Raw genomic sequence first — 19,046 nt, 5'->3', positions numbered from 1 at the left:
ACCTGCCGGACGGCTAGCCGCCGACGTCGGCGCTGATCACGTCGCCGAACAGCTCCCACTTCTCGCCCTTGAACTTCTCGAGCTGGAGCTGGCTGATCGGCGCGAAGTCGGTCGCCGAGGTGTTGATCTGGATCCCGGGCAGCAGCACCTCGGTCCGGAAGTCTTTCAGGCTCGCCGCCTGCTTCATGATGTTCTCGCGCGTGAGATCGTCGCCGCACTGCTTCAGCGCCTGCACCAGGGTCTGCGCCACGCCGTAGCCGGTGATGGTGCCGTGATCGAGCTTGTCGCCTTCCGGGAAATACTTCGTCATGAAGGCGAGGAATTCCTTCATGCCGGCGTCGTTGGCCCACGTCGGATCGGACACGTCCTTCAGATAGTCGGCGGAGATGATGTCCTGCGCGTTCTCGAAGCCGGCGGGCTTGAGCACGCTGCCGACGGAGGCGGAGACGTTGTTGAGGAAGTGCAGCGGCTTCCAGCCGATCTCGGCATTCTTCTTGATCGCTTGCGCGGCGAATTTCGGCGTCGTGATGTTCATGAAGACGTCGGCGCCGGTCGCCTTCAGCTTCACGATGTGGTTGTCGATCGTCGGCTCGGAGGTCTCATAGCTTTCCTCGGCAACGATCATGCTCGCCGCCTTCGCGCCGAGGCCGTCCTTCAGGCCCTTGAGATAGTCCTTGCCGTAGTCGTCGTTCTGGAACAGCACGGCGATCTTGGCGTCCGGCTTGTTCTTGAGCAGCCACTTCGCATAGATCTGCGTCTCGCTCTGGTAGTTGGGTTGCCAGCCCATGGTCCAGGGGAAGTCTTTCGGATCATTCCACTTGGTGGCGCCGGTGGCGACAAAGAGCTGCGGTACCTTCTTGGAGTTCATGTATTTCTGGATCGCCGAGTTCGGCGGCGTGCCCAGCGAGTTGAAGATGAAGAGCACCTCGTCGCTCTCGACCAGCTTGCGCGCCTGCTCCACCGTCTTCGGCGGCGAATAGGCGTCGTCATAGGAGATGAAGTTGATCTTGCGGCCGTTGATGCCGCCCTCATCGTTGATCTTCTTGAAATAGGCCGCCTCGGTACGGCCGATGATGCCGTAGGCGGACGCCGGGCCGCTGTAGGGCATGATGTTGCCGATCTTGATTTCGGTGTCGGTCGCGCCGGTATCGTATTTCTTCTGGGCTGATACAGTGGAGGTCGAGGCCGCGAACAGCGCAAGCGCGACTGACGCGGCAGCAAGTTTGCCAGTGACAGCGGGCATTCCAGTCTCCCTGATTTTTTTGGTGTGTGTGCGCCCTTTTTCTCTCGCGTTTTTTGGCGGCGCCGGGAACTGATTGAATACGATTTGCGATGCAGCATCAAGAAAAAGCCCCTGCAATGAGGTTGCAGGGGCTGCTTCTTTAGTAGTCATCAGTCGGCCGCCGGCCGGACCTTTAGCCGCCGACGTCGCTGCTGAGGACATTGCCGAGCAGTTCCCAGCTTTCGCCCTTGAAGCGCATGAGTTGCACTTGGGACAGCGGAGCAAAGTCGGTGGGGCTGGTGTTAACCTTGATGCCCGGCAGCAGGCGGCTCCGCGATCGCCTAATGGCTCAACTCGCTGGAGATCACGTCTCCGAACAGCTCCCACGACTTGCCTTTGAAGCGCATCATCTGGAGCTGCGCGATCGGCGCGAAATTGTCCGGCGAGGTGTTGATCGTGATCCCGGGAAGCAGCGTGTCCGGCGCGAAATCCTTCAAGCTCGCCGCCTGCCTCATGACGTTCTCGCGCGTGAGATCGTCGCCGCACATCTGAAGAACCTTCACCATCGTCTGCGCCGCGCCATAGCCGAACGCGACGGCGGCATCCAGCCTGTTCGCCTTCGGATCAAACTGCGCGAGGAAATCGTAGAACCTCTTCATCCCGTCGTCGGCGTTCCACTGCGGGTCGGAGCCGTCCTTGACATAGGTCGCCGAGAGGACGCCCTGCGACACCTCCAGGCCGGCTGGCTCGATCACACCGCCGACCGATGCCGAAACGTTGGAGATGATGTGCATCGGATGCCAGTTGATCTCGGCCGCCTTCTTGATCGCCTGGGCCGCGAATTTCGGCGTGGTGATGCTGATGAAGACGTCGGCGCCCGAGGCCTTCAGCTTCACGACGCGCTCGTCGATCGCGGGCTCGGAGGTGTCGTAGCCGTCCTCGATCACGATCATCGAGGCCTTCGGCCCGAGGCCGTCTTTCAAGCCCCTCAGATAGTCCTTGCCGAAATCGTCGTTCTGGTAGAGCACGGCGATCTTGGCTTCCGGCTTCTCCTTGATGATGTATTTGGCGTAGATGCGCGCTTCGCTGGCGTAGCTCGGCTGCCAGCCCATGGTCCATGGGTAGTTCTTCGGATCGTTCCATTTGGAGGCGCCGCTGGCCACGAACAATTGCGGCACGTTCTTCTCGTTCATGTATTTGCGGATGGCGCTGTTGGTGGAGGTGCCGAGCGATCCGAAGATCAAGAATACTTCGTCGCTTTCGACAAGCTTGCGGGCCTGCTCGAGCGTCTTCGGCGGCGAGTAGGCGTCGTCGTAGGAGATGAACTTGATCTTGCGGCCGTTGATGCCGCCTTCCGCATTGATCTTGTCGAAATAGGCCGCTTCGGTCTTGCCGATCACGCCATAGGCGGAAGCCGGACCGCTGTAGGGCATGATGTTGCCGATCTTGATCTCGGTGTCGGAGGCGCCGGTGTCGAATTTCTTTTGCGCCAGAGCGGTGCCGTTCGTTGCAGTGCACAAGACGAATACGGCCGACAAGGCCGCGAACTGAAGACGGACGGCAGTCATTTCTTCCCCACCCGGTTGGATCGGCGATGCATTGAACAAGATTGGCGTCGGCCGTCAACAAAAAGCCCCCGCGATTGCTCGCGGGGGCTCTTAGCCGATGGTTGCAGATCAAGTCTTTAGCGTCCGCGTATCATTCGGAAGGGACGTCGCCGCTGATGATCTCGCCGAAGAGTTCCCATTTCTCGCCCTTGAACCGCTGCATCTGCAACTGGCTGATCGGGGCGAAGTCGGCCGCGCTAGTGTTGATTTTCACGCCGGGCAGCAAGGTGTCAGGAACGAAGTCCTTCAGGCTTGCCGCCTGCTTCATGACGTTCGCGCGGGTTAGATCGTCGCCGCACATTTCCAGCACCTTTGCGAGCGTCTGCGCCGCGCCATAGCCATAGACGACGAAGCTGTCGTTCTTGTCGGTGCCCGGCATGTACTTGTCGACGAACTCCGACCACTTCTTCATGCCGGGGTCGTTGTTCCACTGCGGGTCGCCGGCGTCCTTGCCGTAAGTGGCAGACAGGATGTCTTGCGAGTTTTCAAGGCCGGCCGGCTTCATCACACCACCGACCGAGCTCGACACGTTGGTGACGATCTGGAGGGGTTTCCAGGAAAGCTCGGCCACCTTCTTGATGGCCTGGGCGGCGAATTTCGGCGTCGCGTAGATCACGAGCACGTCCGGATTGGCGGCCTTGATCTTGACGATATGGCCGTCGATCGACGGCTCGGACACCTCATAGCTCTCCTCCATGATGATGTTCGAGGCCTTGCCGCCGAACCCGTCCTTGGTGCCCTTGAGATAGTCCTTGCCGAAATCGTCGTTCTGATAGAGCACCGCGACCTTGGCGTCGGGTTTCTCCTTCAAGAGCCACTTCGCGTAGATCTGCGCTTCGCTCTGGTAGGAGGGCTGCCAGCCCATGGTCCAGGGGAAATTCCTCGGATCGTTCCACTTGGTGGCGCCGGTCGCGACGAACAGCTGCGGAATCTTCTTGGCGTTGAGATATTTCTGGATCGCGGTGTTGGAGGGCGTGCCGAGCGGGTTGAACACGGCCAGCACCTCGTCGCTCTCGACGAGCTTGCGGACCTGCTCGACCGCCTTCGGCGGCGAGTACGCGTCGTCATAGGTGACGAAGTTGACCTTGCGACCGTTGATGCCGCCCTTCTCGTTGATCATCTTGAAATAGGCTTCTTCGGTCTTGCCGATGACGCCGTAGGCGGAGGCCGGACCACTATACGGCATGATGTTGCCGATCTTGATCTCGGTGTCGGTCGCGCCGGTATCGTATTTCTTTTGGGCGAGTGCTGCGCCGGAGGTGATCGTTGCGACCGCCGTTACGACCACGGCGATTCCAAGTATTCTTCTAGACAGCAATTCAGTCTCCTTTTTAGCGTTTCAGTTCTTCTTGAGTTTGCCAATCAACTGTTGGCTGACGATCGCGACCTGCCTTGCGCCATGTGGCACGAGGTAGATGACGAGGAACAGCAGCACGCCGAACACTGCGCCCGAGAGTCCCTTGGAGATGCCCTCCGCTATGTTCGGCACGAAAATGATGAAAGCCGCGCCGACGAACGAGCCGGGCAGCCAGCCGACACCGCCGACGACCATGCCGAGGAACAGCGAGATCGCGAGCGTGATGTTGTAGCTGTCAGGCGCGACGAACTGCACCGCGATTGCGCTGAGGCCGCCGGCGACGCCGGTGATGCCGGCGGAGACACCGAAGGCCAGCGTCTTGTATAGCGCGACATTGACGCCCATCGACGAGGCTGCGATCTCGTTGTCGCGGATTGCCATGAAGGCGCGCCCCGAGCGGGAGCGCAACAGGTTCACCGAGAAGATGTAGATCGCGAGCGTGACCACGAGCGTGAAGTAGTACAGCCACATGTCCTGGCCCATCGGCAGGCCGAACGGGGCGTCCGGCTTGGTGACGACGAGGCCCTGGACGCCGCCGGTCCAGTGCTCGAGGAAGTTCAGCTTCAGGAGCTGCGGCATGGCGGTCGCGAGCGCGAAGGTCGCAAGCGCGAGATAGACGCCGGAGAGTCGCAGCGCCGGCTGGCCGAACAGGAAGCCGAAGCCGAAGCAGACCACGCCGGCGACCGGCAGCGTCAGCGCATAGTTGACGTTGAACTGCTCCATCAGCACCGCCGTGACGTAGGCCCCGACGGCATAGAACGCGCTCTGGCCGAGCGAAAACTGACCCGAGCCACCCGTCAGGATGTTCAGCGCCAGCACCGCGAGCCCGTAGATCAGGAGCATCGTCAACTGGAAGATGATGAAGTTCTTGGCGAACAGCGGAACGATCAGGAGCGCTGCCAGCACCACCAGCGAGGTGGTCGTGCTCAGCGTCATGGCCCGCTTCGGAACGGCCTCGACCGCCTCGTGGCCTTCGCCAACGACTTCTTCTGCTGCGCTCATGATCAAACTCGCTTGACGATGTGCCGGCCGAACAGGCCAGCGGGTTTGACGACCAGGACGGAAATGATCAGTGCAAGCGCGATCGGGAGCTTCAGCTCATTGCCGACGCCGGGGATATAGGTGCCCGCGAGGTTCTCGAAGATTCCGACCAGGAAGCCGCCGACCACCGCGCCGAACGGGCTCGACAGGCCGCCGAGCACGGCCGCGGCAAAGCCGTAGATCAGGACGCCGCCCATCATGTTGGGCTCGAGGAACACCACCGGTGCGATCAGCATGCCGGCGATCGCGCCGATCGCCGATGCCATGCCCCAGCCGAGCGCGATCATCCAGCTCGTATTGATACCGACGAGCCGCGCCGATTCAGGCAGCGAGGCCGCCGCCCGCATGGCGAGGCCGATCCGCGTGTACTGGAAGAAGAAGAACAGAGCGATCAGCAGCAGCAGGGTCACGCCGATCATGCCGGCCTGGTGGGTCGAGATGAGCTGGCTGCCGAGGAACGGCGAGGAGCCGAATGGGGTCGGGTATTGCTTGATGGTGAAGTCCCAGATCAGGCCGGCCGAGGAGTTGATGATGGCAAACAGTGCGATGAAACCGGCGACGTTGGTCAGGATCGGCGCTTTCGCCAGCGGCTTGAACAGGATGCGCTCGATCGCGATGCCGCCGACAAAGGCGAACGCCAGCGTGATCACGAAGGCGGCCCAATAGGGCACGCCCCATTGCATCAGCTGCCAGGAGATGAAGGTCGCAAACATCGCCATCTCGCCTTGCGCGAAGTTGAGATGGTCGATCGCCTGGTAGATCATGACCACCGCGAGCGCCATGCAGGCATAGATCGCGCCGGTCGCAATCCCGGCCAGGACCTGGTTGGTGAACAGCTCCATCGTCCCGGCTCCCTCAGTAACCCAGATAGGATTTGCGGATGTCTTCGTTGTTCGCGATGTCCTTGGCATGGCCCGACATCACGATACGGCCGGTCTCGATCACATAGGCCTGGTCGGCGAGCTCGAGCGCGAGCTGGGCGTTCTGCTCGACCACCAGGATCGTGACCTTGTCCTCGCGGTTGATCTTGCCGAGGATCTTGAAGAGGTCGCGCACGACGAGCGGCGCAAGTCCAAAGGACGGCTCGTCCAGCAGCATCAGGCGGGGCCGCAGCATCAGCGCACGGGCAACCGCGAGCATCTGCTGTTCGCCGCCCGAGAGCGTGCCAGCCTGCTGGGTATGCCGCTGCTTCAGGACCGGGAAATGCGCATACATGCGCTCGATGTCGGAGACGATGCCGGCATTGTCCTTGCGGGTGATGGCCCCGAGCTGAAGATTTTCCTCCACCGTCATGTTGGTGAAGGTGCCGCGGCCCTGCGGCACATGCGCGATGCCGAAGCGCACGATGTTCTCGGTCGAGCGGCTGCCGAGCGGCTTGCCGTCGAACTCGATCGCGCCGGTGGAGCGCACCATGTTGCAGATCGCGCGGAGCGTGGTGGTCTTGCCGGCGCCGTTGGCCCCTAGGAGCGTGGTCAGCGAGCCCTCGTTGAGCGAAAAGGACAGGCCGTGAAGGGCCTGCACCTGGCCGTAATAGGCGCGCAGGTCCTTGACGTTGAGCAGCATCGTCATTGGTCCTTGCTCCCGAGATAGGCCTTGATGACGTCGGGATCCGCCTGCACCTGGGCGGGCGTGCCTTCCGCGAGCTTCTTGCCGAAATTCAGCGCCACGACGTGGTCGGCGATCGACATCACGAGGCCCATGTGGTGCTCGACCAGCAGCACGGTCATGTGACGGTCGTCGCGGATGCGGCGGATGAGGTCGCCGAGCACATAGACCTCTTCATGGTTGAGACCGCCGGCCGGCTCGTCGAGCAGCAGGATTTTGGGATCCGCCGCCAGCGCCCGCGCCAGCTCGACGCGCTTCTGCGTGCCGAAGGGCAGGCCGGAGACGGTGGTGTGGGCGACGTCCTCGAGGTCGAGATAAGCGAGGATCTCGTGCACCTTCTTGTTGACGCTCGACTCGCTGCGGCGAACCCAGGCGAGGCGAAGCGAGTCGCTGACGATGTCGCTGGAGGTGCGCGCATGCGTGCCTACGCGCACATTGTCCATCACCGACAGGTTGGGGAACAGTGCCACGTTCTGGAAGGTACGGCCGATGCCGATCTCGGCGATCCGGTGCGGCGGGCGCGTCAGGATGCTCGCGCCTTCCATCAGGATGTCGCCGGACGAGGGCTGGTAGAGCCGGGAAAGGCAATTGAACAGCGTGGTCTTGCCGGCACCGTTGGGGCCGATCAATCCGAGGATCTGGCCCTTGTGCATGTCAAAGGACACGCCGTTGAGCGCGACGATGCCGCCGAACACGACGCTGACGTCGCGAACCGCGAGCAGAGGAGAATTCCCCTGCGCGAGCTGTGCCTGCGTCATCTCGTCTCGCCCACACCGTTGAGTGGGCCGAAGGGCGACACGAAGCGCCCTCTGCAACGACGATGGCTATCTGATCCCCTCGGCCACACGTGCAACTTTTCCTCCTGATTTCAGCTTCTTGCCGGCTTCTTTTTTGAATTGCGGCGTCATTCCCCCGAGCGCCGCTTCGATGTTCCTTACCATCGCCAAGAGACGTGGTCCAATGTCGGTGATCAGGCGCTCTTCCGTGAAGCGGAATGCGGGAGCGCCGCAGTTGAAAGCGTAGGGCCCGGTTCCGTCGTTCAGCCTGAGCGCAACGCCAGCGGCGCCGATGTCGTCGTGCCAGTCGCCGACCGAAATCGCGAAGCCGTATTTCGCGACGGTCTCGCCGGACCGCTCTAACCCGTCGCGCAATTTCGGCCAGCGGCTGCCGTAATGTTCGCGCAGATCGCGCAGGAGGGAAGCGCGTTCCTCTTCGTCCAGCGCCCAGAAATAGGCGCGCCCCATCGCACTGGTTGCAATCGGCACGCGGGAGCCGACGTCAAGTTGAACGCCAACCGTCTCGCTGCCCCGGCTCTGCCCGAAATAGATCATGCTCTGGCGATCGCGCCCGCCGACAGCGACTGCGCCGCCCGTGGCGCGCATCACTTCCTCGCGAAACGGCTCGGACAGATGTCGAATGCCGAGATTGGCCAGCGCCGCATAACCGAGCGCCAGAGCGGCGGGCGCGAGCTGGTACTTTTCGAAGCGGGGAACCGGTGTAAGATAACCGAGCTTCGTCAACGTATAGGTCAGCCGCGACACGGTTGGCTTGGGCAAGTTCGTGCGGGCCGCGATCTCCTGATTGCCAAGAAGCCCGTCGTTGGGTTGGAACGCGCGCAATACATCGAGCCCGCGGGAAAGCGCGACGACGAAGTTCCGATCGGTCGCTGGTTTCTTTCCTGTACGCTTCATCCCTGATCTGCTTCTTGCGCGGAGTCGTTGACAAGCCACGTGCTTCAAAATAACCCTGCCGTCAAGATGCGGAATTAAATTCCGCACTGCGAAATTGAAACAAAAGTAAATCCTTAACCGGAGGGTATGCCGTGAGCGAAGTGGTCAAGCTTGAGCGTCATGACGAGATCGGGGTCGTCACGGTCAACAGCCCTCCGGTGAACGCGCTCAGTGCGGCCGTGCGCGGCGGGATCCTGGAATGCGTCAAGCAGGCTGTCGCCGATCCCGCCATCAAAGGCATCGTGCTGACTTGCGCGGGCCGCACCTTCATCGCCGGCGCAGACATCACCGAGTTCGGCAAGCCGCCGAAGCCGCCCGCGCTCAATGACGTCCTCGCCGAGATCGAGAATTCGCCCAAGCCCGTCGTCGCCGCGATCCATGGCACCGCGCTTGGCGGCGGCCTCGAGGTTGCGCTGGCCTGTCACTTCCGTGTCGCGACCAAGGAGGCCAAGCTCGGCCTGCCCGAGGTGAAGCTTGGCCTGCTGCCTGGCGCTGGCGGTACCCAGCGCCTGCCGCGCGCGGTCGGCCCGGAGCTTGCGGTCAAGATGATCGTGGCCGGTGATCCGATCGGCGCGGCGGAGGCGCTGAAGAACGGGCTGATCGAGGAGATCGTCGAAGGTCCGGCGGCCGGCGGTGAAGCCTTCACCCGCAAGCTGCTCGCCGAGAAGCGTCCGCTCCGCAAGTTGCGTGATGACGACAGCAAGATTGCGGCCGCCAAGGCCGACCGCTCGATCTTCACCAATGCGGTTGCCGCCATGACCAAGAAGTCGCGCGGCCTGGAAGCGCCGTTCGCCGCAGCCGATGCCGTCGGCTACGCCATCGATCTGCCGTTCGATGAGGGCCTGAAGAAGGAGCGCGAAACCTTCCTGAAGCTCGTCACCAGCGACCAGTCCAAGGCGCAGCGCTACGCCTTCTTCGCCGAGCGTGAGGCCAACAAGATCGCGGGCGTGCCCGAGGGCACGAAGTCGCGTCCCGTGGAGCGGGTCGCCATCCTCGGTGCCGGCACGATGGGCGGCGGCATCGCGATGTCCTTTGCCAATGCCGGCATCCCCGTCACCCTGATCGAGACCGGCGAGGAGCAGCTCAAGCGCGGCATGGGCATCATGCAGAAGAACTGGGAAGCGACCGCGGCCCGCGGCGGCATCCCGGCGGACGCGCCCGCCAAGCGCATGGCGCTGATCAATGGCGTCGTCGGCATCGAGAATGTCGGCAATGCCGACCTCGTCATCGAAGCCGTGTTCGAGACCATGGCGGTGAAGAAAGAGGTGTTCGGCAAGCTCGATCAATACGTCAAGCCGGGCGCCGTGCTCGCCTCAAACACCTCGTATCTCAACATCGACGAGATTGCCAAGTCGACCAAGCGTCCGCAGGACGTGCTCGGCATGCACTTCTTCTCGCCGGCCAACGTCATGAAGCTGTGCGAGATCGTGCGCGCCGACAAGACCGCGCCGGATGCGCTGGTGACCGCCGTCACCATCGCGCGCAAGATCGCGAAGGTGCCGGCCGTGGTCGGGGTCTGCGACGGGTTTGTCGGCAACCGCATGCTGGCGCAGCGCGGCAAGCAAGCGGAGAAGCTGCTGTTCGAAGGCGCGCTGCCGCAGCAGGTCGATGCCGTCGTGACGAAGTTCGGCATGCCTATGGGTCCGTTCGCGATGGGCGATCTCGCCGGTCTCGATATCGGCTGGCGCTCGCGGAAGGATCGCGGCATCAAGTCGGAAATCGCCGACGCGCTGTGCGAAGCTGGCCGCTTCGGCCAGAAGACCGGCAAGGGCTACTACAAGTATGAAGCCGGCTCCCGCGCGCCGCTGCCCGATCCAGAGGTCGAGAAGCTGATCGACGAGACGCTGCTGCGCTTGGGGCGCAAGAAGCGCGTCGTCAGCGACGAGGAGATCCTCGAGCGCATGATGTACCCGATGATCAACGAAGGCGCGAAGATCCTCGAAGAAGGCATCGCCGCGCGTCCGTCGGATATCGATGTGGTCTGGCTCTATGGCTATGGCTGGCCGATCTATCGCGGCGGCCCGATGTACTGGGCCGACACGGTTGGCCTCAAGCACATCGCCGACCGCCTGTCGGTCTATGCCAAGGAGACCAACGACCCGAGCCTCGAGCCCGCGCCGTTGCTGAAGAGGCTGGCGGCCGAAGGCAAGACCTTCGCCTCGCTCGCAGCAGAGTCGAAAGCGGCGTGATGGGGTTTGCCACGAGTCGTCTGTCGTTCCGGCGGCGCTCTCTCCGTTCTCTCCCCCCTTGCGGGGGAGGGGCAGGGAGGAGGATAGCCCCGGGAGAGTTCAGCACTTGTGGCTACCCCCTTCCCCAACCCTTCCCCGCAAGGGGGAAGGGAGCCCAGCCTGCGTGCTCACCTCACGGTAATTCGATTCAATGACCCATCCCGGCGAACAGTTTTATCCCGAAGGCGTGCATTGGGACGACGCGATTTCCCAGGGTACGTTGCCTGATCTCCTCTCAAAAGCGGCCGCCGACTTCGGCGCGCGCGCCGCGCTCGAATTCCGCGATCGCCCGATCAGCTACAGCGAGCTCGAAGCGATGGCGGAAACGGCCGCCGCTGCCTTCCTGCGCGCCGGATGCGGCAAGGGCTCTTCCGTTGCGCTGTTCCTCGGCAACACGCCCGACCATCCCGTCAATTTCTTCGGCGCGCTGAAGGCAGGCAGCCGCGTCGCGCACCTGTCGCCGCTCGACGGCGAGATCGCCCTGACGCACAAGGTCTCCGACTCCGGTTCGCGCGTGCTGGTGACTTCCAACCTCGCGGCGCTGCTGCCGACGGCACTGAAATTCCTGGAGAAGGGCCTGATCGACCGCTTGGTCGTCTGTGAGGATGATCATTGGGGCAAGGTCGGCACGCCGCAAGCCGCGATCCCCGCCGATCCCAGGATCGTTACCTTCAAGACCTTCATCGAGGGCGCGACCAGGCCGGCGCAATGGCCTGCCGTCACGGCCGACGATGTCGCGTTGCTGCAATATACCGGTGGCACCACCGGCCTGCCGAAAGGCGCGATGCTCACGCACGGCAATCTCACCTCGGCCGTGTCGATCTACGACGTCTGGGGCAAACCGGCCCGCGCCGCGCGCGGCAATGTCATCGAGCGCGTGATCTGTGTGCTGCCGCTGTTCCATATCTACGCGCTCACCGTCGTTCTGTTGTCCTCGCTTCGCCGCGGCAATCTGATCTCGCTGCACCAGCGGTTCGACGTCGAGGCTGTCATGCGCGACATCGAGGTCAAGCGCGCGACCTACTTTCCGGGTGTGCCGACGATGTGGATCGCGATCGCGGCGCTCCCTGATCTGGACAAACGCGATTTCTCCTCGCTCAACGCCATCGGCTCCGGCGGTGCGCCGCTGCCCGTGGAGGTCGCGAACTTCTTCGAGCGCAAGGTCGGCAAGAAGCTCAAGAGCGGCTGGGGCATGACCGAGACCTGCTCGCCCGGCACCGGCCATCCGCCCGCCGGCCCGGAAAAGCCGGGCTCGATCGGGTTGATGCTGCCCGGCATCGAACTCGACGTGGTCTCGCTCGACGATCCCACGAACGTGCTGCCGCCGGGTGAAGTCGGCGAGATCCGCATCAAGGGCCCGAACGTCACCAAGGGTTACTGGAACAAGCCGAAGGAGAGCGCGGAGTCCTTTGCCGACGGCCGCTTCCTCACCGGCGACATCGGTTATCGGGATACGGACGGCTATTTCTTCCTGGTCGACCGCAAGAAGGACATGATCATCTCCGGCGGCTTCAACGTCTATCCGCAGATGATCGAGCAGGCGATCTATACGCACCCGGGCGTGCACGAGGTCATCGTCATCGGCATTTCCGATCAGTATCGCGGCGAGGCGGCAAAGGCTTTCATCAAGCTCAAGCCGGACGCAAAGCCGTTCTCCATCGACGATCTTCGCAGCTTCCTCACTGGCAAGGTCGGCAAGCATGAATTGCCGGCGGCGGTCGAGTTCGTCGACGAGCTGCCGCGCACGCCGGTCGGCAAGCTGTCGCGCCACGAATTGCGCCAGCAGCAGAAACCATCTCAATCCACCCAACAAAGCACTACAGGAGTCCGCTCGTGACCGACGCCGTCATCGTTTCCACCGCCCGCACGCCAATCGGCAAGGCCTATCGCGGCGCGCTCAACAACACCGAGGGCGCGACGCTGCTCGGCCACGCCATCGGCGAGGCGGTCGCGCGCGCGAAGGTCGATCCGAAGGAGATCGAGGACGTCGTGATGGGCGCTGCCCTCCAGCAGGGCTCGACCGGCGGCAACATCGCGCGCAAGGCGCTGCTGCGTGCCGGCCTTCCCGTCACCGTCGCCGGCACCACGATCGATCGGCAGTGCGCCTCCGGTCTCCAGGCGATCGCGCTTGCCGCGCGCTCGGTGATTTTTGATGGCGTCGAGATCGCGGTCGGCGGCGGCGGCGAGTCGATCTCGCTGGTGCAGAACGACAAGATGAACGCCTTTCACGCCCAGGATCCGGCGCTGCTCAAGATCAAGGGCGAGGTCTATATGCCGATGATCGACACGGCTGAGGTCGTGGCGAAGCGCTATGGCATCTCGCGCGAACGCCAAGACGAATATTCGCTCGAGAGCCAGCGCCGCACTGCGGCTGCGCAGCAGGGGGGCAAGTTCAAGGACGAGCTCGCGCCGATCACGACCAAGATGGCCGTGACCGACAAGGCGACCGGTGAGGTCTCCTTCAAGGATGTCACGCTGTCGCAGGACGAAGGTCCGCGCCCCGAAACCACCGCCGAAGGCCTCGCCGGCCTGAAGCCGGTGCGCGGCGAAGGCTTTACCGTCACCGCCGGCAATGCCAGCCAGCTCTCCGACGGTGCCAGTGCGTCGGTGATCATGAGCGACAAGGAAGCGGCCAAGCGCGGCCTGAAGCCGCTCGGCATCTTCCGCGGCTTCGTCTCGGCCGGCTGCGAGCCGGACGAGATGGGCATCGGCCCGGTCTTCGCCGTGCCGCGGCTGCTCAAGCGTCACGGACTCACCGTCGACGACATCGGTCTCTGGGAATTGAACGAGGCGTTCGCCGTGCAGGTGCTCTATTGCCGAGACAAGCTCGGCATCGATCCCGACAAGATCAACGTCGATGGCGGCGCGATCTCGGTCGGCCATCCCTACGGCATGTCGGGCGCGCGGCTGACCGGCCACGCCTTGATCGAAGGCCGCCGCCGCAAGGCCAAATACGCGGTCGTCACCATGTGCGTCGGCGGCGGCATGGGCGCGGCCGGGTTGTTTGAGGTGTTGCAGTAGTTCACCGTCGTGCCTGGACATTCGCGACAAGCGAATGAACCCGGAACCTCGCTTCACAACTTCTGGATTCCGGGCTCGCTTCGCGCGCCCCGGAATGACGAATAGAGAATAAGGCTCACAGGAGGATCCGATGGATCTCGCATTCACGAAGGAAGAGCAGGCGTTTCGCGAGGAAGTGCGGCAGTTCTTCCGCGACAACGTGCCGCCGGATACGCGGCGCAAGCTGGTCGAGGGCCGCCACCTCTCGAAGGACGAGATGGTGACGTGGTGGCGCATCCTCAACAAGAAGGGTTGGGGCGTCAGCCACTGGCCGAAGCAATATGGTGGCACTGGCTGGACCAGCGTGCAGCACTACATCTTCAACGAGGAGCTGCAGTCCTATCCGGCGCCGCAGCCGCTCGCCTTCGGCGTCAGCATGGTGGGCCCGGTCATCTATACCTTTGGCAATGAGGAGCAGAAGAAGCAGTATCTGCCGCGCATTGCCAATGTCGACGACTGGTGGTGCCAGGGCTTCTCCGAGCCCGGCTCCGGTTCGGACCTCGCTTCGCTGAAGACCAAGGCCGAGCGCAAGGGCGACAAGTGGATCGTCAACGGCCAGAAGACCTGGACCACGCTCGCCCAGCACGCCGACATGATCTTCTGCCTATGCCGCACCGATCCGTCGGCCAAGAAGCAGATGGGCATTTCGTTCATCGTCTTCAGCATGAAGTCGAAGGGCGTGACCGTGCGCCCGATCCAGACGATCGACGGCGGCGTCGAGGTCAACGAAGTCTTCTTCGACGACGTCGAGGTACCCTACGAGAACCTGATCGGCGAGGAGAACAAGGGCTGGGACTACGCAAAATTCCTGCTCGGCAACGAGCGTACCGGGATTGCGCGCGTGGGCGTCTCCAAGGAGCGCATCCGTCGCATCAAGGAGCTGGCCTCCAAGGTCGAGTCCGGCGGCAAGCCGATCATCCAGGATGCTGCCTTCCGCGAGAAGCTCGCGGCCTGCGAGATCGAGCTGAAGGCGCTGGAGCTCACGCAGCTTCGTGTCGTCGCCGATGAGGGCAAGCACGGCAAGGGCAAGCCCAATCCGGCGTCCTCGGTGCTGAAGATCAAGGGCTCCGAGATCCAGCAGACCACGACCGAGCTGCTCATGGAGGTCATCGGCCCGTTCGCCGCGCCCTACGACATCCATGGCGACGACGGTTCGAACGAAGCCATGGACTGGACCGCCCAGATCGCGCCGAGCTACTTCAACAATCGCAAGGTCTCGATCTACGGCGGCTCCAACGAGATCCAGCGCAACATCATCGCCAAGGCGGTGCTGGGGCTTTGAGGGACTGAGGGACGCACAAGCGGTGTCGTCCCCCGCGAAAGCGGGGGACCCAGTACGCCGTGCCGCTCGTGATTACGGCAGGCGGTTGCGTTTACTGGATCCCCGCCTTCGCGGGGATGACGTCTAAGGGTAAGGCGACGGCAGGCGGACAGAACCCTGCGTCGATTTTTGGAGAGACAGATGGATTTTGATTTGACCGAGGAGCAGCGGCTTCTCAAGGACAGTGTCGACGGCCTCTTGACCGACTCCTACGATTTCGAGAGTCGCAAGAAATACATGGCCGAGAAGGGCGGCTGGAGCAAAGCCATCTGGGGCAAGCTCGCCGAGCAGGGCCTCTTGGGCCTGCCGTTCGCGGAGGCCGATGGCGGCTTCGGTGGCGGAGGCGTCGAGACCATGATCGTGATGGAAGCGCTCGGCAAGGCGCTCGTGCTCGAGCCGTATCTCGCAACCGTCGTGATCGGCGGCGGCTTCCTGCGCCATGGCGGCTCGGACGCGCAGAAGGCCGCGCACCTGCCCGGCATCATCGAGGGCAGCCAGACGCTCGCGTTTGCGCAGCTCGAGAAGAACTCGCGCTACGATCTCTTCGATGTCGGGACCACGGCGAAGAAGAAGGGCAGCGGCTGGGTCATCGACGGCGAAAAATTCGTCGTGCTGAACGGCGAGAACGCCGACACGCTTGTCGTCACCGCCCGCACCAACGGCGACCGCCGCGACAAAAGCGGCATCGGCGTGTTCCTCGTGCCGGCGAACGCCAAGGGTGTTGCCAAGAAGTCATACCCGACGCAGGACGGTCTGCACGCTGCCGACATCACCCTCACCGGTGTCGAGGTCGGCGCCGATGCTGCGATCGGTGACCCCGAGGATTCCCTTGCGCTGATCGAGCGCGTCGTCGATGAAGCCCGCATCGCGCTCTGCGCCGAAGCGGTCGGCCTGATGGATGAGTCGCTCAAGACCACCGTCGAGTACATCAAGACGCGAAAGCAGTTCGGTGTGGCGATCGGCTCGTTCCAGAGCCTCCAGCACCGCGCCTCCGACATGTTCGTGGCCGCCGAACAGGCGCGCTCGATGTCGATGTTCGCGGCCATGGCTGGTGATTTCGAGGACGCCAAGGAGCGCTCCAACGCGATCGCGGCGGCCAAGGTGCAGATCGGCAAGTCGCTGAAGTTCGTCGGCCAGCAGTCGATCCAGCTCCACGGCGGCATCGGCATGACCATGGAGGCGAAGATCGGCCACTACTTCAAGCGCCTGACCATGATCGAGAACACGTTCGGCGACACCGAATATCACCAGCGCCGCGTGGCGGATGCTGGCGGGCTGATCTAGTCACACGATGACTGTCATGCCCCGGCTTGACCGGGGCATCCAGTACCCCGCAGCGGCAGTTCATTCACGCAACTTCTACCGCCGAGTACTGGATCGCCCGGTCAAGCCGGGCGATGACGACTGAGTGAGAGGAAACAGCGGAGCTGCTGCCCCATACAGGGGAGGGTAGGGGAGAGCTACCTTGACCTTCCCCGTCCAATCCCCTTTCTTGGGCGCGACACAAGAACCTCCCTTAATCGGGGAAAGCCCAAGGTAGCCTCCATGTCTTTCGTCCTCGCCATCGATCAGGGCACCACCTCCTCGCGCGCCATCGTGTTTCGCAGCGACATTTCCATCGCGGCGAAGGCGCAAGCCGAGTTTCCGCAGCATTTCCCGGCCTCGGGCTGGGTCGAGCATGAGCCGGAGGACATCTGGACCTCGACCGTGATGGTCTGTCGCGACGCGCTCCAGAGCGCCGGCGTCACCGCCAAGGACGTTGCCGCCATCGGCATCACCAACCAGCGCGAGACCACCGTGGTGTGGGATCGCGCCACCGGCCAGGCCGTGCACCGCGCCATCGTCTGGCAGGACCGCCGCACCGCCGATATCTGCTCGAAGCTCAAGGCCGAAGGCCACGAGCCGCGGATCTCAGAGAAGACCGGCCTGATTATCGATCCCTATTTCTCCGGCACCAAGGTCGCCTGGATTCTCGACAACGTCCCCGGCGCCCGTGCGCGGGCCGCGCGCGGCGAACTGATGTTCGGCACGGTCGATTGCTACCTGCTCTGGCGGCTGACCGGCGGCAAGGTGCATGCGACGGATGCTACCAACGCCTCGCGCACGCTGCTGTTCAACATCCATACCGGCGAATGGGACGACGAGCTCTTGGAGCTGATCGGCGTGCCGCGCTCGATGCTCCCTGAGGTGAAAGACTCCTCCTTCCGCTTCGGCGAGACCACCCCGGACCTGTTCGGCGGCGCTATACCGATCTGCGGCATCGCCGGCGACCAGCAGGCCGCGACCATCGGCCAGGCCTGCTTCCGTCCGGGCATGATGAAGTCGACCTACGGCACCGGCTGCTTCGCCCTGCTCAACACCGGCACCACGCCGGTGGCCTCGAAGAACAAGCTCCTCACCACCATCGCCTATCAGCTCGACGGAAAACGCACCTACGCCCTCGAAGGCTCGATCTTCGTTGCCGGCAGCGCGGTGCAATGGCTGCGCGACGGCCTCGGCATCATCAAGCACGCGGCCGAAACCGGCCCGCTCGCGGACCAGTCCGATTCCATGCAAAGCGTCTATCTCGTGCCGGCCTTCGTCGGCATGGGCGCACCGTACTGGAATCCGCGCGTGCGCGGCGCGCTGTTCGGCCTGACCCGCAACACCGGCCCGGCTGAGCTCGCCCATGCCGCGCTGGAGAGCGTCTGTTACCAGACCTTCGATCTCTGGGCTGCGATGCGCGCGGACTGGCCGAGCTCGGAGACGGCGAGCGTGGTCTTGCGCGTCGACGGTGGCATGACGGCGTCGGACTGGACCATGCAGCGTCTCGCCGATCTCTTGGATGCACCGGTCGACCGCCCCGTGATCCAGGAGACCACGGCACTGGGCGCGGCCTATCTCGCCGGCCTCAATGCCGGCGTCTATCCCGAGCCGACGCAATTCGCCGACAACTGGCGCCTCGAGCACCGCTTCAAGCCGAGCATGAGCCAGGCGACGCGCGAGCGGAAGCTCGCCGGCTGGGCCCGCGCGGTGAAGGGCGTGCTCGCGAGCGACGAGGGAGAGTGAGCGGCGAATGATCCTCCCCGACGGCTATTCGGACGTGCCGAGCGGGAAGATCGCCACGGTCGTCACCCATCTGGAGATGACCGCGCGGCCCATGCACCGGGATGATCCTTCCCGTACGTGGACCCTGCGCAAAGTCGACGCTCCAGCGCTCTACTGGTACCGCGATCTCTACCGCCGCGTCGGCGAAGAATGGCTGTGGTTCTCGCGGGGACGCATGAACGAGGCGGAGCTTGCCGCGGTCATCCACGCGCCGGGAATAGAAATCCATGCGCTGGTCGTGGACGGTCGCGACGAAGGTCTGCTGGAGCTGGATTTCCGCGAGGCCGGCCAGTGCGAGCTGGTCTATTTCGGCGTCACTGCAGGATTGATCGGAACTGGCGCTGCGCGTTTCCTGATGAACCGCGCGATGGAGCTCGCGTGGTCTCGCGACTTGCGCCGCGTCTGGGTGCACACTTGCACCTTCGATCATCCCTCAGCGCTCGCCTTCTACCAGCGCTCAGGCTTCCGCGCCTTCCGTTATCAGATCGAGATCGCCGACGACCCGCGCCTCGACGGCACGGTGCCGCGCACGGCTGCAAGGCATGTGCCGATCATCGAGTGATGGTTTGGACCTGTAGCCCGGATGGAGCGCAGCGTAATCCGGGGTGACGTTTCCCCGCACTCGGTTTCGCTGCATGCAGGCTACGCGTTCAAGACACCTCCCGTTTCGCATGAGAACGAAAGCTCGATCCCCATCATGCAAACTCCCAACTAAAGCGTGATGGCATTAAGTTCGATAGCCTGAATTTTTGAGGTAGTTGGCGCATTCCTCGGGGGTGAAGGCATCG

At 63.4% G+C, this 19,046-nt stretch carries 15 protein-coding genes; 7 read left to right on the top strand and 8 right to left on the bottom strand.

Annotation, left to right across the window (positions count from 1 at the left end):
* Positions 1-13: 13 nt before the first annotated feature.
* The 8 genes from SO139_RS26970 to SO139_RS26935 form a co-directional block, all read right to left on the bottom strand.
* Positions 14-1,243 (bottom strand): ABC transporter substrate-binding protein, encoded by a 1,230-nt coding sequence (locus SO139_RS26970; RefSeq protein WP_449381339.1) that lies wholly within the window; start codon positions 1,241-1,243, stop codon positions 14-16.
* Between the two features lie 320 nt (positions 1,244-1,563).
* On the bottom strand, positions 1,564-2,790 hold the full coding sequence (locus tag SO139_RS26965; protein WP_449381338.1) for an ABC transporter substrate-binding protein: 1,227 nt from the start codon (positions 2,788-2,790) through the stop codon (positions 1,564-1,566).
* Between the two features lie 130 nt (positions 2,791-2,920).
* Entirely contained in the window at positions 2,921-4,147 is a 1,227-nt protein-coding gene (locus tag SO139_RS26960) for an ABC transporter substrate-binding protein (protein WP_449381337.1), read from the bottom strand.
* Between the two features lie 21 nt (positions 4,148-4,168).
* Positions 4,169-5,188: a branched-chain amino acid ABC transporter permease gene (locus SO139_RS26955; protein WP_449381336.1), complete on the bottom strand. Its 1,020-nt coding sequence runs from the start codon at positions 5,186-5,188 to the stop codon at positions 4,169-4,171.
* A gap of 2 nt (positions 5,189-5,190) precedes the next feature.
* Positions 5,191-6,069: a branched-chain amino acid ABC transporter permease gene (locus SO139_RS26950; protein ID WP_449381335.1), complete on the bottom strand. Its 879-nt coding sequence runs from the start codon at positions 6,067-6,069 to the stop codon at positions 5,191-5,193.
* 13 nt (positions 6,070-6,082) lie between these two features.
* On the bottom strand, positions 6,083-6,796 hold the full coding sequence (locus SO139_RS26945; protein WP_449381334.1) for an ABC transporter ATP-binding protein: 714 nt from the start codon (positions 6,794-6,796) through the stop codon (positions 6,083-6,085).
* A complete protein-coding gene (locus SO139_RS26940) occupies positions 6,793-7,590 on the bottom strand; it encodes an ABC transporter ATP-binding protein (protein WP_449381333.1) in 798 nt (265 codons plus the stop codon). Before SO139_RS26940 ends, SO139_RS26945 begins: the two co-directional genes overlap by 4 nt.
* Positions 7,591-7,656: 66 nt before the next feature.
* Entirely contained in the window at positions 7,657-8,523 is an 867-nt protein-coding gene (locus SO139_RS26935) for an IclR family transcriptional regulator (protein ID WP_449381377.1), read from the bottom strand.
* 131 nt (positions 8,524-8,654) lie between these two features.
* Here SO139_RS26935 and SO139_RS26930 point away from each other — a divergent pair, with 131 nt between their 5' ends.
* The 7 genes from SO139_RS26930 (at position 8,655) to SO139_RS26900 (ending at position 18,820) form a co-directional block, all read left to right on the top strand.
* Entirely contained in the window at positions 8,655-10,751 is a 2,097-nt protein-coding gene (locus SO139_RS26930) for a 3-hydroxyacyl-CoA dehydrogenase NAD-binding domain-containing protein (protein ID WP_498540951.1), read from the top strand.
* Between the two features lie 190 nt (positions 10,752-10,941).
* Positions 10,942-12,627, top strand: a complete 1,686-nt coding sequence (gene pimA, locus SO139_RS26925; protein WP_449381331.1) for a dicarboxylate--CoA ligase PimA — start codon at positions 10,942-10,944, stop codon at positions 12,625-12,627.
* Positions 12,624-13,811, top strand: a complete 1,188-nt coding sequence (locus tag SO139_RS26920; RefSeq protein WP_474801832.1) for an acetyl-CoA C-acyltransferase — start codon at positions 12,624-12,626, stop codon at positions 13,809-13,811. Before pimA ends, SO139_RS26920 begins: the two co-directional genes overlap by 4 nt.
* Before the next feature lie 130 nt (positions 13,812-13,941).
* Positions 13,942-15,132 carry a pimeloyl-CoA dehydrogenase large subunit gene (gene pimC, locus SO139_RS26915; protein WP_449381329.1) on the top strand — a complete coding sequence of 397 codons (1,191 nt, stop codon included), beginning with the start codon at positions 13,942-13,944 and terminating at the stop codon, positions 15,130-15,132.
* 180 nt (positions 15,133-15,312) lie between these two features.
* Positions 15,313-16,455: a pimeloyl-CoA dehydrogenase small subunit gene (gene pimD / locus SO139_RS26910; protein WP_449381328.1), complete on the top strand. Its 1,143-nt coding sequence runs from the start codon at positions 15,313-15,315 to the stop codon at positions 16,453-16,455.
* A gap of 261 nt (positions 16,456-16,716) precedes the next feature.
* On the top strand, positions 16,717-18,219 hold the full coding sequence (glpK, locus tag SO139_RS26905) for a glycerol kinase GlpK (protein ID WP_449381327.1): 1,503 nt from the start codon (positions 16,717-16,719) through the stop codon (positions 18,217-18,219).
* A 7-nt stretch (positions 18,220-18,226) separates the two neighbouring features.
* Positions 18,227-18,820: a GNAT family N-acetyltransferase gene (locus tag SO139_RS26900; protein WP_449381326.1), complete on the top strand. Its 594-nt coding sequence runs from the start codon at positions 18,227-18,229 to the stop codon at positions 18,818-18,820.
* The last annotated feature ends 226 nt before the right edge of the window (positions 18,821-19,046 follow it).

This window comes from Bradyrhizobium sp. UFLA05-89 (genome assembly GCF_059803475.1).
The sequence above is the reverse complement of the archived record's forward strand: the minus strand, read 5'-3'. Positions and strand labels throughout refer to the sequence as shown.

Excerpts from the sequence above, each read along its gene's own strand:
- SO139_RS26970 (WP_449381339.1), bottom strand. The coding sequence starts at position 1,243 with ATGCCCGCTGTCACTGGCAAACTTGCTGCCGCGTCAGTCGCGCTTGCG.
- SO139_RS26965 (WP_449381338.1), bottom strand. The coding sequence starts at position 2,790 with ATGACTGCCGTCCGTCTTCAGTTCGCGGCCTTGTCGGCCGTATTCGTC.
- SO139_RS26955 (WP_449381336.1), bottom strand. The coding sequence starts at position 5,188 with ATGAGCGCAGCAGAAGAAGTCGTTGGCGAAGGCCACGAGGCGGTCGAG.
- SO139_RS26950 (WP_449381335.1), bottom strand. The coding sequence starts at position 6,069 with ATGGAGCTGTTCACCAACCAGGTCCTGGCCGGGATTGCGACCGGCGCG.
- SO139_RS26945 (WP_449381334.1), bottom strand. The coding sequence starts at position 6,796 with ATGACGATGCTGCTCAACGTCAAGGACCTGCGCGCCTATTACGGCCAG.
- SO139_RS26940 (WP_449381333.1), bottom strand. The coding sequence starts at position 7,590 with ATGACGCAGGCACAGCTCGCGCAGGGGAATTCTCCTCTGCTCGCGGTT.
- SO139_RS26935 (WP_449381377.1), bottom strand. The coding sequence starts at position 8,523 with ATGAAGCGTACAGGAAAGAAACCAGCGACCGATCGGAACTTCGTCGTC.
- pimA (WP_449381331.1), top strand. The coding sequence starts at position 10,942 with ATGACCCATCCCGGCGAACAGTTTTATCCCGAAGGCGTGCATTGGGAC.
- pimC (WP_449381329.1), top strand. The coding sequence starts at position 13,942 with ATGGATCTCGCATTCACGAAGGAAGAGCAGGCGTTTCGCGAGGAAGTG.
- pimD (WP_449381328.1), top strand. The coding sequence starts at position 15,313 with ATGGATTTTGATTTGACCGAGGAGCAGCGGCTTCTCAAGGACAGTGTC.
- glpK (WP_449381327.1), top strand. The coding sequence starts at position 16,717 with ATGTCTTTCGTCCTCGCCATCGATCAGGGCACCACCTCCTCGCGCGCC.
- SO139_RS26900 (WP_449381326.1), top strand. The coding sequence starts at position 18,227 with ATGATCCTCCCCGACGGCTATTCGGACGTGCCGAGCGGGAAGATCGCC.